Annotated in this window: 15 protein-coding genes; 12 read left to right on the top strand and 3 right to left on the bottom strand. The window is 52.3% G+C overall.

Annotation, left to right across the window (positions count from 1 at the left end; all coding sequences use genetic code 11):
• The first annotated feature begins 36 nt into the window (after nucleotides 1-36).
• From OS112_09365 to OS112_09315, 11 genes are all read left to right on the top strand, one after another.
• Entirely contained in the window at nucleotides 37-222 is a 186-nt protein-coding gene (locus OS112_09365) for a DUF5698 domain-containing protein (protein ID WAC04656.1), read from the top strand.
• Nucleotides 223-601: 379 nt separating this feature from the next.
• Nucleotides 602-1,159: a manganese efflux pump MntP family protein gene (locus OS112_09360; GenBank protein WAC04655.1), complete on the top strand. Its 558-nt coding sequence runs from the start codon at nucleotides 602-604 to the stop codon at nucleotides 1,157-1,159.
• Between the two features lie 288 nt (nucleotides 1,160-1,447).
• Nucleotides 1,448-1,606, top strand: a complete 159-nt coding sequence (locus OS112_09355; protein WAC04654.1) for a rubredoxin — start codon at nucleotides 1,448-1,450, stop codon at nucleotides 1,604-1,606.
• A gap of 12 nt (nucleotides 1,607-1,618) precedes the next feature.
• Nucleotides 1,619-2,803 (top strand): FprA family A-type flavoprotein, encoded by a 1,185-nt coding sequence (locus OS112_09350; protein ID WAC04653.1) that lies wholly within the window; start codon nucleotides 1,619-1,621, stop codon nucleotides 2,801-2,803.
• A gap of 15 nt (nucleotides 2,804-2,818) precedes the next feature.
• Nucleotides 2,819-3,199 (top strand): desulfoferrodoxin, encoded by a 381-nt coding sequence (locus tag OS112_09345; protein ID WAC04652.1) that lies wholly within the window; start codon nucleotides 2,819-2,821, stop codon nucleotides 3,197-3,199.
• A gap of 235 nt (nucleotides 3,200-3,434) precedes the next feature.
• On the top strand, nucleotides 3,435-4,892 hold the full coding sequence (locus OS112_09340; GenBank protein ID WAC04651.1) for a TrkH family potassium uptake protein: 1,458 nt from the start codon (nucleotides 3,435-3,437) through the stop codon (nucleotides 4,890-4,892).
• 94 nt (nucleotides 4,893-4,986) lie between these two features.
• Nucleotides 4,987-5,805, top strand: coding sequence for a Ni-sirohydrochlorin a,c-diamide reductive cyclase ATP-dependent reductase subunit (gene cfbC, locus OS112_09335; protein WAC04650.1), 819 nt, complete (start codon nucleotides 4,987-4,989; stop codon nucleotides 5,803-5,805).
• On the top strand, nucleotides 5,765-6,805 hold the full coding sequence (locus tag OS112_09330; protein WAC04649.1) for an oxidoreductase: 1,041 nt from the start codon (nucleotides 5,765-5,767) through the stop codon (nucleotides 6,803-6,805). Before cfbC ends, OS112_09330 begins: the two co-directional genes overlap by 41 nt.
• On the top strand, nucleotides 6,798-7,922 hold the full coding sequence (locus OS112_09325; protein WAC04648.1) for an oxidoreductase: 1,125 nt from the start codon (nucleotides 6,798-6,800) through the stop codon (nucleotides 7,920-7,922). Before OS112_09330 ends, OS112_09325 begins: the two co-directional genes overlap by 8 nt.
• 134 nt (nucleotides 7,923-8,056) lie before the next feature.
• Nucleotides 8,057-8,470, top strand: coding sequence for a hypothetical protein (locus OS112_09320; GenBank protein ID WAC04647.1), 414 nt, complete (start codon nucleotides 8,057-8,059; stop codon nucleotides 8,468-8,470).
• Nucleotides 8,471-8,639: 169 nt separating this feature from the next.
• Entirely contained in the window at nucleotides 8,640-9,557 is a 918-nt protein-coding gene (locus OS112_09315; protein ID WAC04646.1) for a PAS domain-containing protein, read from the top strand.
• Between the two features lie 105 nt (nucleotides 9,558-9,662).
• On the opposite strand, the gene OS112_09310 is transcribed toward OS112_09315, so the two are convergent.
• From OS112_09310 to OS112_09300, 3 genes are read right to left on the bottom strand one after another with little or no spacing between them, the layout of a single operon-like run.
• Entirely contained in the window at nucleotides 9,663-10,778 is a 1,116-nt protein-coding gene (locus OS112_09310) for an isocitrate/isopropylmalate dehydrogenase family protein (GenBank protein WAC04645.1), read from the bottom strand.
• Nucleotides 10,757-11,254: a 3-isopropylmalate dehydratase small subunit gene (locus OS112_09305; protein WAC06168.1), complete on the bottom strand. Its 498-nt coding sequence runs from the start codon at nucleotides 11,252-11,254 to the stop codon at nucleotides 10,757-10,759. Before OS112_09305 ends, OS112_09310 begins: the two co-directional genes overlap by 22 nt.
• Nucleotides 11,255-11,256: 2 nt before the next feature.
• Nucleotides 11,257-12,510 (bottom strand): 3-isopropylmalate dehydratase large subunit, encoded by a 1,254-nt coding sequence (locus OS112_09300; GenBank protein WAC04644.1) that lies wholly within the window; start codon nucleotides 12,508-12,510, stop codon nucleotides 11,257-11,259.
• Nucleotides 12,511-12,740: 230 nt separating this feature from the next.
• Here OS112_09300 and OS112_09295 point away from each other — a divergent pair, with 230 nt between their 5' ends.
• Nucleotides 12,741-13,472, top strand: a complete 732-nt coding sequence (locus tag OS112_09295) for an SIMPL domain-containing protein (protein ID WAC04643.1) — start codon at nucleotides 12,741-12,743, stop codon at nucleotides 13,470-13,472.
• Nucleotides 13,473-13,518: the final 46 nt, after the last annotated feature.

Genomic DNA, 13,518 nt, shown 5'->3' with positions numbered 1-13,518 from the left:
GCCCGTATCTGCGATGTGAGTCTCGGGACGATCCGCGTGATATTCATCACAAAAGGTGTCAGGTATCTTGCCCCGCTTATTGGTTTCTTTGAAGTGATCATCTGGCTTCTTGCCATCGGGCAGGTGATGAACAAACTCACCAACATCGCCTCATGCATTGTATATGGGGGCGGGTTTGCGATGGGCACATTTGTCGGCATGCTCATCAAGGAAAAGACCTGACTGCGGTTCACCAGTATCAGGATCATTTCCAAATAGGAACCCCTCTATCTGGTCAATTGTCCGCGCTCTCAGTGTAAAGTGGTTATGAATATCTACCGACAAGGGGTGAAAAAACAGGTTAAGATAGTTATTCCTTAACCCAGTGAGATGATCTTCCCTGAAGTCGTTGAAGTGATAAAGCGACTGTATAAGGGCGTATTTCATTCCATCAAAGATGCAAAATCCATATCAGGAAGGATAGATCCCAGAATAACGCCGCTGGTGTCAAATCTCCTGTTCCACGGTGTCCAATCTTTTGAAGAAACGGAAACAATCCGGAAATTGCATTTATGGCAAAGTCCTCTAATATTTTCGGATCGTTGTTGTACAGGAACTTGTGATGGATGTTACCACTGTTCTTTTGATCGCAGCGGGGCTCTCGATGGATGCCCTTGCCGTATCCATCGCCTGGGGGATCTCACTAAAAAAAGACCGTCTTAAGACTGCCCTTTTGATGGCACTCTTTTTTGGAGGGTTCCAGACGCTCATGCCAGTAATCGGGTGGGTTGCCGGCATGTCATTTGTCCAGATGATCTCAGGAGTTGACCACTGGATTGCATTCCTTATCCTCTGTTTTATAGGTTTAAAGATGTGCTATGAATCGCTTGAAGGTGAAAAATGTGAACGGAATACATCCCTGCCCTCACTATCTGTCCTTCTCCTGCTTGCAGTGGCGACAAGCATGGATGCCCTCGCAGTCGGGCTCTCGTTTGCGTTTCTTGATACTGATATCATTGCCCCCGCCCTTATTATCGGGACAGTTACCTTCTGCATCTCATTTCTCGGCGTCCTCCTTGGCAAGCGGCTCGGGTGCATTTTTGGCAACCGTATTGAACTGCTGGGGGGCATCATCCTGATCGGCATAGGTGTTAAGATCTTATTTGAACATATGTCGTAACCGCTACGATTTCGGCCGGATTTTTTTAATGCCGGATTTGAATGATAAGTCCTGATTATCCAATTTTTTGCAATAAAAAAACCCATGGGATCTGAGAACAGATATTATTGCCTTGATGACTATTGTGGGTTCATTGGTATCAGTATCAGTGAAAAAGGGGTTGCAGGTAGCATAGTCCTTTCATAGTGAGGTTTTTTTGGGTCTTCAGTCTTTCAATTCATGTGCACCATCGAAATGATTATCTGAAGACCCTTTCCTATTCTCTAAAAGAAAAAGTTGAGGATTTTTATGGACCGATTCACCTGTACAATATGCGGGCATGTTTATGATCCGGCACAAGGCGAGCCCGGGCAGAATATCCCGGCCGGCATCCCCTTTGAGAAACTCCCGGCTGACTGGTCGTGCCCGGTCTGCTTCTCGGGTAAAGACAAATTTGAGAAGGTTTAAGAGAGGTCATAAATGGTTGCACGAGAGGTTTGCCACGGAATTTTCTGGGTTGGCGCAATCGACTGGGACCGGCGGCTTTTTGACGAGTTGATCCCGCTTCCCAACGGTACGAGCTACAATTCCTACCTGATCAGGGGAAGTGAGAAGACCGCCCTGATCGATACTGTTGACCCTGCAAAGGAGTATGAGCTGATCAGCAATCTGGTCAGGAAGGGTGTTGAACGTATAGATTACATCATCATCAACCACGCAGAACAGGACCATTCCGGCTCGTTGCCGATGATCCTCGAATTCTTTCCGGATGCTGTCATAGTCACCAATGAAAAATGCAAGGACCTCCTCGTTGCCCTGCTCCATGTACCGCCGGAGAGGTTTAAGGTAATCGCTGACCGTGAGACCCTTTCACTGGGAGACCGGACCCTCGAATTCCTGCTGACCCCGTGGACGCACTGGCCTGAGACCCAGGTCACCTTCCTGAAGGAGGACCGGGTCCTCTTTTCCTGCGACCTCTTTGGCGCACATGTCGCATCAAGCGACCTGTTTATGCAGGATGAACGGGCAACATATATCTCCGCAAAACGATACTACGCCGAGATTATGATGCCCTTCCGGGGGAGCATCAAAGGACACCTCGAAAAGGTCCGGGCACTCCCCATTGCCATGATCGCGCCCAGCCATGGCCCGATCTACCGCGATCCCGCATTCATCCTCAATGCATATGGCGACTGGACGGCAGATACCGTAAAAAATGAAGTGGTAATCCCATATATCTCAATGCACGGCAGCACATTGAAAATGGTTGAGCAGCTCATTGAAGCACTGGTGGCGCGGGGCATCACAGTTAAACCTTTTAACCTCGCGAGAACCGATGTGGGCGAACTAGCAATGTCGCTTGTCGACACCGCAACAGTCGTGATTGCAACACCCACATTGTTGTTCGGCCCGCACCCGCAGGCAATCTATGCCACGTATTTGGCAAACCTTCTCAGACCAAAGGTGCGGTTTGCATCGGTGATTGGGTCATATGGATGGGGGGGCAAAGCGGTTGAGGGCATTGTTAAAATGCTGGACCATGTCAACGTGGAGATCCTTGATCCGGTCATCGCAAAAGGACTTCCGGACGAGGCGGCAATGAAAGGGCTCGAACGGCTTGCGGACGATATCTTAAAGAAACATAAGGAAATCAATATCGTATGAACATGAGGGATTTGTATGACAAAACTGTTTGAAGTGTACAAGTGTGAGGTCTGCGGGAATGTTATCAAAGTAGTCCATGCATCGGGGGGCACTCTCGTCTGCTGCGGCAAACCCATGACACTACAGCAGGAGAGGACTTCGGATGCAGGCAAAGAGAAGCATGTCCCGGTTGTTGAGAAATCGGCGAACGGGATCATTGTCAGGATCGGTTCTATCCCACACCCGATGGAGGAAAAGCATTTCATCGAATGGATTGAGGTGCGCAGCGGGAATGCCGTATATATCAGGGGGTTAAAACCAGGTGAGAAGCCCGAGGCGGAATTCTGCATAAACGACGTGAATGCAAAAGCGCGTACTTACTGCAACGTACACGGGCTTTGGACAAACAAGCCCTGATCCTAAAATCACTCTTCTATTTGGCTTGAAAAAGTTCTGACTTCTTCATCTGACGTGCGATGAGAATTCTTTGATTCTCATACCCATCCGGCTCATTCTTCGCCAGATGTGCGATGAAAATCACCCGATTCTCATACTCGTACAGCTTGTCTTTTGCCAGACATGCCTGAAAAGCTCTGTCGGGCATTCCCGTTTTAGCAAAAACTCATAGATGAGCAGAAGCTATCCTTGTGCAATGAAGAGGATCGCATTTCTCTCAACAATTGCCGTAGATCTCGGTGACACATTTGTTTTTGTCGCTCCCATTACCTGTGTTCCACTTGTCGTGGCGGTCCTCTTTGCCGAGTGGTCTATGCTTATCCCCATGGCGGCGGTGCCACTCCTCTTCTTTTTCTGCGGCATTATTTTAAAACGCCTCCCGCGCAGCGAGCGGGAGCACAGGCTCTCAACCGCGATGTGTTCTGTCGCCCTTTTCTGGTTTGCCTGTGCCGCGATCAGTGGGATTCCCTTTGTTATCGGGCTTCATATGAGTTTTACCGATGCCCTCTTTGAAGGGATGGCGGGATGGACAAGTACAGCGTTTACCATGATACGGGCACTGGATACTGTTCCCCAAACCCTGCTATTCTGGCGTTCCTATATGCAGTGGATCGGGGGGATCGGGATCATTGCCTTTTCCATAGCGATGGCGAGCAGTTCCGGACTATTTACGACAAAACTGCTCCGTACTGAAGGCAGGGACGAACCGCTTATGCCGGCAGTGATCTCTACAGGGCGTTCCCTGTACAGGATATATGCGCTGCTCACATTCCTTGCCATCGGGCTCATCCTGTTCTCCGGCCTGTCATTATGGGAATCAGTAAACCTCGCCCTTACAACCATCTCCACCGGGGGTTTTACGCTACATCCGGAGGGGATACAGTATTACCAGTCCATCACCCTTGAACTCCTGCTGATCCCGGTGATGATCGCCGGTGCACTCCCGTTCAAACTCTACTTTTTGATCTTCCAGAACCGGCGCCTGAGCCTGTTTGGTGATGAGCAGGTCAAACTCTTTTTCCTTTTCACATTCATCGGGGTGCTTGTCATTATGGCAGACCTCCTTTTTTTTGACAACCTGAATTTTTTCATCGCACTTGAGCAGGGCCTTTTCATGACCGTGTCTGCCCTCACCACCACGGGATTCCAGAATGCGAACCCGCATGCATGGGCAAGTACCACACTCCTCCTCCTGACTATGCTGATATTTATCGGGGGTGCGTCAGGCAGCACTGCGGGAGGGATCAAACTCAACAGGGTCGCGCTCGCCTATCGTGGTCTTCTCTGGTGGTTCAAACGGGTTTTTGTGAGCGGAAGAGTCCTCATCCCGCTCCGGATTGAAGGGAAGGTGATCCCGAAAGCCACGGCAGAACTTGAGACCGCGAAGAACATGCTCATCATTATCCTCTCGGTAACGATGATCTTTATTGCGACCCTCTGCGTGCTTCAGTTCCACATCACTTCGTATTCCACCACCGATATTGTCTTTGAGACCGTCTCTGCTTTCTCGACCTGTGGCATGAGTACCGGCTACGTATCGTACGAGATGCCGGTCCTTTCGAAATGGATCTTTATCGGCCTCATGTGGGTGGGAAGGCTCGAGGTTATCCCCGTCGTCATGCTCATGGTCGCCCTGTTCCGCGGTCCTGAATGATGTCAGGCAATGTGGCTGATGGGGCCCTGTTACGCAACTTTTCTTAAGTTAACATCAGGAGATCTAATATAAATTGCCCGCCAACAGGATCACGATGAAACAGATCGCCCTGTACGGTAAGGGAGGGATAGGGAAGTCAACGACGTCCGCAAACCTTTCCGCAGCGCTCTCCCTTCAGGGGCTCGATATCCTCCAGATCGGGTGTGACCCTAAGAGGGACAGCACCCGGATGCTGATGCACGGCAGTTTTATTCCGACCGTCATGGACCTTGTCCGGGAACGCGGGGATGCTGAGGTCTTTAAGAAAGATGTTGTCTACACGGGGTTCAATGGCGTCCGGTGCGTTGAGGCAGGCGGACCCGAACCCGGTGTCGGGTGCGCCGGCAGGGGAATCATCGCCACCTTCCAGCTGCTGGAGAAGTTCGGGGCATTGACCGGTGATGTAATTGTCTATGATGTGCTTGGCGATGTGGTCTGCGGGGGCTTTGCCATGCCGATGCGTGAGGGGTATGCGCAGGAAATTTATCTCGTGACTTCCGGCGAGCTCATGTCGCTGTATGCAGCAAACAATATCTGCAAGGCCATCAGGCGCCTTTCGCAACGGTCAAAGAGCACCTGCCGTCTCGCAGGGGTCATCTGCAATGCGAAGAACATGCCCGGTGAGGAGGACCTCGTTGCAGAATTTGCACGCCGGGTGAACAGTTCACTCGTGCAGTACATACCGCGGGACAGGGCTGTCCAGATCGCAGAGATCCATAAGCAGACCGTGATCGAATATGACCCGGCATCAGAACAGGCTCAGCGGTACCGGACGCTTGCATCGCGGGTCATGGAGAACACCACATTCACCATACCGATACCTCTTGAGATTGATGAGCTTGAAGCCCTTGCCCTTGAATACCTCCAGATTTGAGGGGTGCACGCTCACCGGGGCGCTCTCCGTCACCACATCGGTGCGCAACAGCATCAGTGTCGTGCACGGTCCCCGGGGATGTGCCCACCATAATTTCTCCCTCCTGCATGCCACCTCGCTTGAACACGATGGTATCGGGGCACCGGCAATCCAGTCAAGCGGGCTTTTGGAAAAAGAGATTATTTTCGGTGGAGAGGCAGCACTGGAACAGGCGCTTTCCCATGCAGTATCGCTCTCCCCGTCATGCATTTTTGTGCTGTCTACCTGCATTGCTGAGACAATCGGCGATGATGCCGGTGCGGTGTGCCGGAAGGATTGGGGGGTCCCGGTCATTCCGGTTCCGACAGGAGGGTTTCTCGGGGGCGTTTTTGAGAAGGGGGTAAACAATGCCCTGTGCACGCTCTCGGACATGGCAGAACCCCGGAGTTCCGAGGGCACGGTAAACATAATCGGTGAAAAAAATCTTGAATTTGAGGTCGAAGAGAACTTTAAAGAAGTATCCCGCCTGCTGTCTGTGCTTGGTCTATTCGTGAATACACGGTTCGTTCATAATATTTCTGACAAAGATATTGCACAAATCGGGCGGGCATCGTTCAATGTGCTCCGGGATCCGGGAGCCTGCCCTGTTGGTGACCATCTCAAGGTCCGTTTTGGGACAGCATACATCCCGTCATTTCCTGCCGGCCTTGCCGGTACTATCCAATTTCTTGAAATGGCGGCAGCAGCAGGCAGGGTGCCGTTTCGTTCTGCAGTCGCCGATGAAATTGCGTTACAGGAAGAGGTGCTTAACGGATTTTCCGACCTTGCCGGTTCGAGTATTTCGCCCAATGGATTAAAAATGACATCGCCGGTTTATTCGATTGTCCGCGAAGTGACATCCGCCCTTGATATGGGATTTTCAGATACCGGATGCCATGTCCCGGTACCCTTAGACCCCCCGGTGGGTACAGCAGGAATTCAACGGATGCTCCACCGATGGAGGCGGGCGATCCATGCCTGAATGCATAAATCCTCTCTGGCCCTGTGCGATGACCGGGGCGGCAGCCTGCCTTGCCGGGTTCGATGGCATGACGGTTGTCATCCATGGATCAAGCGGTTGTTATTACTATCCCACCACTCTGCTCCACGCCCCGCTCCACGGGACCTTCATCCTTGAAGAGGAGGTCATCTTCGGGTCAGAGCAGCGTCTTGTACAGGTGATTGAAGACATCGCGTCATCCGGTCAGAGGATTGCAGTCCTGACCACGTGCGTCCCCTCAATTCTTGGCGAGGATATCAAAGCGGTGCTCTCCTCATATGATGTCCTCCTTGTCGACAGCCCGGGATTTTCCGGTGATTTTGAAGCTGGATACCGCACAGCGCTCTCTGCCCTCAGGCCCCGGATCGACACAGAAAATACGGGTGTGAATATCGACGGGGCATGCCTCTTTGACCCCTTTTATAAGGGGAATGTGCGGGAACTCTCCCGGTTATTATACAAAGCCAATGTCCCGGTTGCAACGGTTTTTTGTTCGGATGTACTTGGCAGGGTCCGGGAAGCGTCCCCGTTTACGATAGGGACAAACCGGGATATCGCCAGCGGTGTTGGGGAGAACCTTGGCGGTACGCTTGGCATAAATGAACTCCGTGATACGTTTTGCCGGATAGGCAATACCTTTGATGGTTCAGATATCGGCCCGGTGCTGCACGAGATTGCACGTGAGGAGAACCGAATAATTCAGGTATGTGACAAGTTCCTTCGCAGGTTCGATCCACCCCGTGTAGCAGTCCTTTCATGGGCATCTTATGCAGCATATGCCGCTGACACCCTCCGATCCTGTCTTGACGCAGAGATTGCCTGCATCGGGACCCGTACAACTATCCCGGCAGAGTATCCGTTTGCGGCTGTACGGGCGGAGGGGCTTGATCAGGTGAAGGCACTTATCGAAAAACATAAACCCGACCTTGTCATCGGGTCCTCGTTTGAACGGTCCGTGTGCGGGGATGCGGCATTTGTGGGGCTCACACCGCCATTGCGGGGAAAAGTAAGGCTTGCATCACGCCCGATTGCCGGTATCGAGGGGACGCTGGGTTTTATCGAAGATGTACTGAATGCCTGCATGGACCGCAAAACATAAATCCCCTCGCTGTTCTCTTTCAATTTTAACGCCAACCACTAACCCCATGCTCATCACTTTCACACCGCGCAGATTGAACGCTTAAATACACAGTCCGGCAACGCCATACTACGACTAAAAGGTGGTCGGGTATAATGCAAAAATCAGGGTATTTCCAGAAAACGGGGTGTATCGCGTACGATTCCGATGGCAAACCCCACATGGTCATAGAACTGCATATTCAGGGCGACCGGTTTGCGATCCGGCTTGCTGACCTTGCACGGGCATTGGCAGGCAGAATCCATGTGCAGGTGGAATCCCTTGCACACAACTGGAAATATTATCTGGGAAGCGTCGGCGGGCTTGCACAGGTGTCAGGTTCAGGAAAGGCGCTCAATATTGATCTCTTTTCCGGTGGCAGCTTTACAGTCTCGCTTAAATCCCTGCGGGCAGTGATGTATGGCAGGGACCGAAGCGCTGTTGTTGTAAAGATACCGGAAGACACTCAGAATCATGCACGTCAAACAAAATATCCCTATGGTCAGCAGAAGATCAGCGTGAAGGCATAGTTCAGGAACCCCGTTCCTGTTGCATTCATGACAGGTATTACATCCTCTTTTTCCTGACAATATCGTTCAACATTAATACTCTCACAGACAGATCTTCTAGCAACTGATGCATCCCATTCTTTTCATCGGGGAACATACCTGATACGATGGTGCGGGCGGTAGTGCCGATATGGAGCCAGCTGACGATATATTTCGCGAGCTTGTGGAACACCAGCAGGATCTTATCGTCAAGATCTCTCCTGAAGGTCGTATACTTTACGCAAACCCCGCGTACTGTGAACTGGTGGGAAAATCCGCTGAGCAATTGTTGGGCAGCATTTTCATGCCGGTCACCGAACGGCAGTATGCCGATGTGATCGCAACCCAAATGGTGAAGCTGTTCCGCCCGCCGCACTCCTGTTATGTCGAGCAATGGATGCCGACACGGAAAGGGACGAGATGTATCAACTGGTCAGCGAGGTCGCTCCTTGAAGGAACCGGTTCTGTCCGTGCGATTGTTGCGTCGGGACGGGATATCACCGCTCAGAAAAAGAGGGAAAAAGCGATCCAGAAGCGTGACCGTGAACTGATGCTCCTTGTCGAGAGCGGAAGCCCGATGTACTATTCGCATACTCCCGACCATGTGATGGACTATGTCAGCCCGCGGATACGCTCGCTGCTTGGGTGCCGCCCCCGTGTGGGAAAACGGTTGTGGACCGATTACCTCTCACAAAACCCTGCAAACGCGGCAGGGCTCGAACGGACGCTGCGGGCGATCTCATCCGGCCGGCGCGAACCTGTGTACCGGCTGGAATTTGTGACCGCACAGGGCGACACCATATGGGTCGAGGTCAATGAGATACCGGTTGTTAAGGATGGGAAGACTGTCGCGATTGTCGGCTCTCTTGTTGATGTGACCGAGAAAAAGCAGGTGGAGGAGGGGTTTGCCGAGGCCGACATCCTGATCAAAGGGTCCCGTTCGGGAATGAACGGGCACCAGGAGTCCGGGTATGGAACGCAATCCCCTCTGAATTACTTCCGGCAGGTACTAAAAAAGAAAGAAAGGGAATCCTTGGATCCTAGATCCCCGGAAATTATTCAGAAATAGGATTAAAACAATCAGAAAATCATTGTTATAATAGTTGGGTACTCCTGTGGACCATGGAAGGTACCCCTCAAAAAGGAAAACGGGAAGCGGGTCGTTCAGGCCAGTTTACAAACGCCTGACATATTCAGCGATGTACGATCCAGCCTTCGCCGTCCCCGCTGAACCGCCCATATCCTTCGTCACTACGCCATCCTTGATGCTTTTCTCAATCGCAGAGACAACAGCCTCTGCGGCCTTATGCTCGCCGAGGTGATCGAGCAGGAGTGAGCCAGCCCAGATAGTTGCGATCGGGTTTGCGACTCCCAAGCCCTTGTATTTCGGTGCCGAACCGTGAATAGGCTCGAACATAGAGGTACCCTTCGGGTTGATGTTGCCTCCGGGGGCGAGGCCAAGCCCACCCTGTATCATCGCCCCGAGATCAGTGATGATATCGCCGAACATGTTGGGCGTGACCACGACATCGAACCATTCCGGGTTTTTCACAAACCACATCGTGATCGCGTCTACGAAGTTAAATTCAGTGGCGACATCAGGATATCCCTTTGCGGTCTCGGTAAAGACTTCTCGCCAGAGGCCGTACACATCCGAGAGCACGTTTGCCTTGTCAACTGATGTGAGCTTTTTCCTGCGCCTCTGTGCGAGGTCGAAGGCATATTTCTGGACACGTCGTGTGCCTTCCCGGGTGATGACCCCGATCTGGTATGCGATCTCCTCGGCATCGCTCTCGATGTCCAGCCCGAATTTCACGGAATAGAGTTCCCGGTCAACGTTGAGAATTATCTTCTGGCTCTTTTTGAACCGGGAACCGATTCCCACATAGAAGTCCTCGGTGTTCTCCCGTACGACAACAAAATCAATGTCTTCTGGTCCTTTTCCTGCAAGCGGCGTCTCGACGCCGTCCAGCAGTTTGATCGGCCGGAGGTTGACATACAGGTCGAAGTGAAACCGCAGCGCAAGCAGGATGCCTTTCTCCAGTATACCGGGTTTCACCCGTTCATCGCCGATTGCACCGAAGTAGATCGCCCTGAACTTCGAGAGATCCTTCAAGTCGTCCTCGGTAAGCAGGGTCCCCTGGGTAAGGTACCGGTCTGCCCCGATATCAAAGTCCGTCCACGTGATATCAAAATTGAATTTTTCGCCTGCTGCGTCCAGCACCTTTTTTCCTTCGGTGATAATCTCCGGCCCGATGCCGTCCCCGCCTATCGTCGCGATTTTGTACATACCGGCGCCTCCTTTAAATCCCGGGCATATCCCACAAGCCCTGCCGCCTCGACAATGCGATACATAAACTCCGGTACCGGCTCAACGGAATACTCCCTGCCATCGACCGTGATCTTTCCCTCCCGTTCCCGCACAACGATCGCACTGCCGTCCTTCATCTTGTCTGTTTCCAAGCAGACAAGCGGGAGCAGTCCCACGTTTATCGCGTTCCGGAAAAAGATGCGGGCAAAGGATTTTGCGAGGACTACCCGGACTCCTGCACCTTTGAGCGCGAGCGGGGCGTGTTCACGGGATGAACCGCACCCGAAGTTCCTGCCGGCGACAATGACATCCCCGTCCTGTGCAAGCCGTGAGAAATCATCCCTTATCCCCTCAAACGCGTGTTTTGAGAGTTCTTTCTCATCATAGATTGTCAGGAACCGCCCCGGGATGATCGCGTCTGTATCGACATCGTCACCAAATTTCCAGATCCTCATCATCATACCTCCCTTGGATCGGTGATCTCACCGGTGATCGCGCTTGCTGCTGCGGTTGCCGGAGAGCAGAGATACACCTTTCCTTCCGTGCTTCCCTGACGTCCCCGGAAGTTGCGGTTTGAGGTCGAGAGCGAGACTTCCCCGGGCGCAAGCAGACCGAATGCACCGCCCATACACGGGCCGCAGCAGGGAGCTTCCACAAGAGCACCGGCTGTCACAAACTTTTCTATCAACCCGGCACGCAGGGTTTTGAGATACTCTTCTTTTGATGCAGGGATGATGATCACCCTCACTGACGGGGAGAATGATTGGGTGCCCAGCACTTCGGCTGCCTGTGCAAAGTCTTCAAACCTGCCGTTCGTGCACGACCCGATGAAGATCTGGTCAACATGCGTGCCCGCAACTTTTGAAACAGGCACTCCAAGGTCTACGTTGTGGGGTACGGCGACCTGAGGTTCGAGGCGTGCCACGTCATACATCTTTCGGTCTGAAAATGTCGCATCGGGATCACTTGCGAGGTCAAACTGCCTGATACCAGCCCTGCGCTTGCGGATATAGTCCCATGTCGTGGCATCGGGTGGGACGATACCTGCTTTTGCTCCCATCTCGATTGCCATATTGCAGCAGGTCATCCTCCCAGCCATGTCCATGTGCTGCATCGTCTCCCCGCAGAACTCGATCGCCTTGTAGGTTGCACCATCCGCCCCGATATCTGCGGCTATCGAAAGGATAAGGTCCTTTGCCCCCACCCTGTTCTGGAAAGAACCCCGGACTTCGGCCCTGATGGTGTCAGGTACCTTGAAATAGAGTGCCCCGAACTTGAGCACAAATCCCATGTCCGTCGAGCCGATGCCGGTGGCAAATGCCCCTGTTGCCCCGTACATGCAGGTATGGGAGTCGGCACCTACCACAATCTCACCGGGCGCCGCATGCCCTTTCTCGACAACAACCTGGTGGCAGACTCCCTCGTTGATATCGTAGTTATGGATCCCCTGTTCGTGTGCGAATTTCCGCATATATACATGGTTCTTTGCTGCTTCGATCGAGTCTGCAGGGATCTGGTGGTCAAAGAGCATGACGATCCGTTCTTTGTCAAAGACCTGCTTCCCGCCCATCTCGTAGAACTTCTGGATGGCAAGCGGTCCTGTGATATCGTGGATCATCGCTGAATCAACCGGCACCATCACGACACTACCGGCCCTGATATCCCGCGTGCATTTGCCGGAAAAAATTTTCTCTGTGATCGTTGCTCCCATGCTCAATCGCTGAAATATAGGCGCTATTAGATATTGTAATTTTATGCGAACATGAGTTCCGGTGCAGCTTGTTTTCCCATGTTTTGCGTGCATGAGCCAGCCTGTTACAGCCAGCAAACTATAAACAACAAAGCATCTCCGGAAACATAAGCGGGATGCGCATGATGCAAAAATTTTCGCGCTTAAAGCAATCTTTAACCAGATTGCATCACAAATTATTTCCGATAATTATGATACGAAGGATTACTATCCTCTCTATAGCCATCATCCTTGTTGCGATAGCCCTGATCGGCAGTGCGACTGCCTCACCCTTTGATTTGGCAAGTGACCGCGTTATTCATGCCAGCGGAAACGGCAACGTCATCGGGACACCCGACCGTGCGCAGGTCTCCCTTGCAGTCGAGACAGAGAACCCCGATGTGAAAATTGCACAAGCGGAGAACGCTGCCCGCATGAAACAGGTGATTGATGCTCTTGCCGCTGACGGTATTCCCGCGGATGCGCTCAAGACAACCGGGTATAACATCTATCCTGTCTATGATGACATCTACAAATCGCAGAATGACCAGAAGATCCGATCGTACCGCGTGACAAATACCGTGACGGTTACGCTCCATGATGTCAGCAGGACCGGCGATGTCATCGATATCGGGGTGGCAAACGGGATTAACCAGGCAAGTTCCATCCAGTTCATGCTCTCGGACGAGCAGGCGCAGGTACTGCGCACCGAAGCCCTGAAAAAGGCGGTTGCCCGCGCCCGTGCGGATGCCGATACCGTTGCATCTGCTCTCGGTGTCCAGGTTACCACTATCAGGGATGTCGATATCAGCAGCGGGTACACAACTGTGCTGTACGAGAATTACATGGCAGGGGATATGATGAAGGCTGCTGCGCCTACACCCATCCAGGCAGGTGATGTGACGGTGAGTGCTACCGTGTCTGTCAACTACCTCTTCCGATAATCCCCAGAACTCTTTTCACAATCTTTTTACCCAAGCAGTGTGTGAA

This window comes from Methanoregula sp., from assembly GCA_026625165.1.
Taxonomy (GTDB): domain Archaea; phylum Halobacteriota; class Methanomicrobia; order Methanomicrobiales; family Methanospirillaceae; genus MVRE01.
Note: the sequence above shows the minus strand (reverse complement) of the source record. Positions and strands in the feature narration are given on the sequence as shown.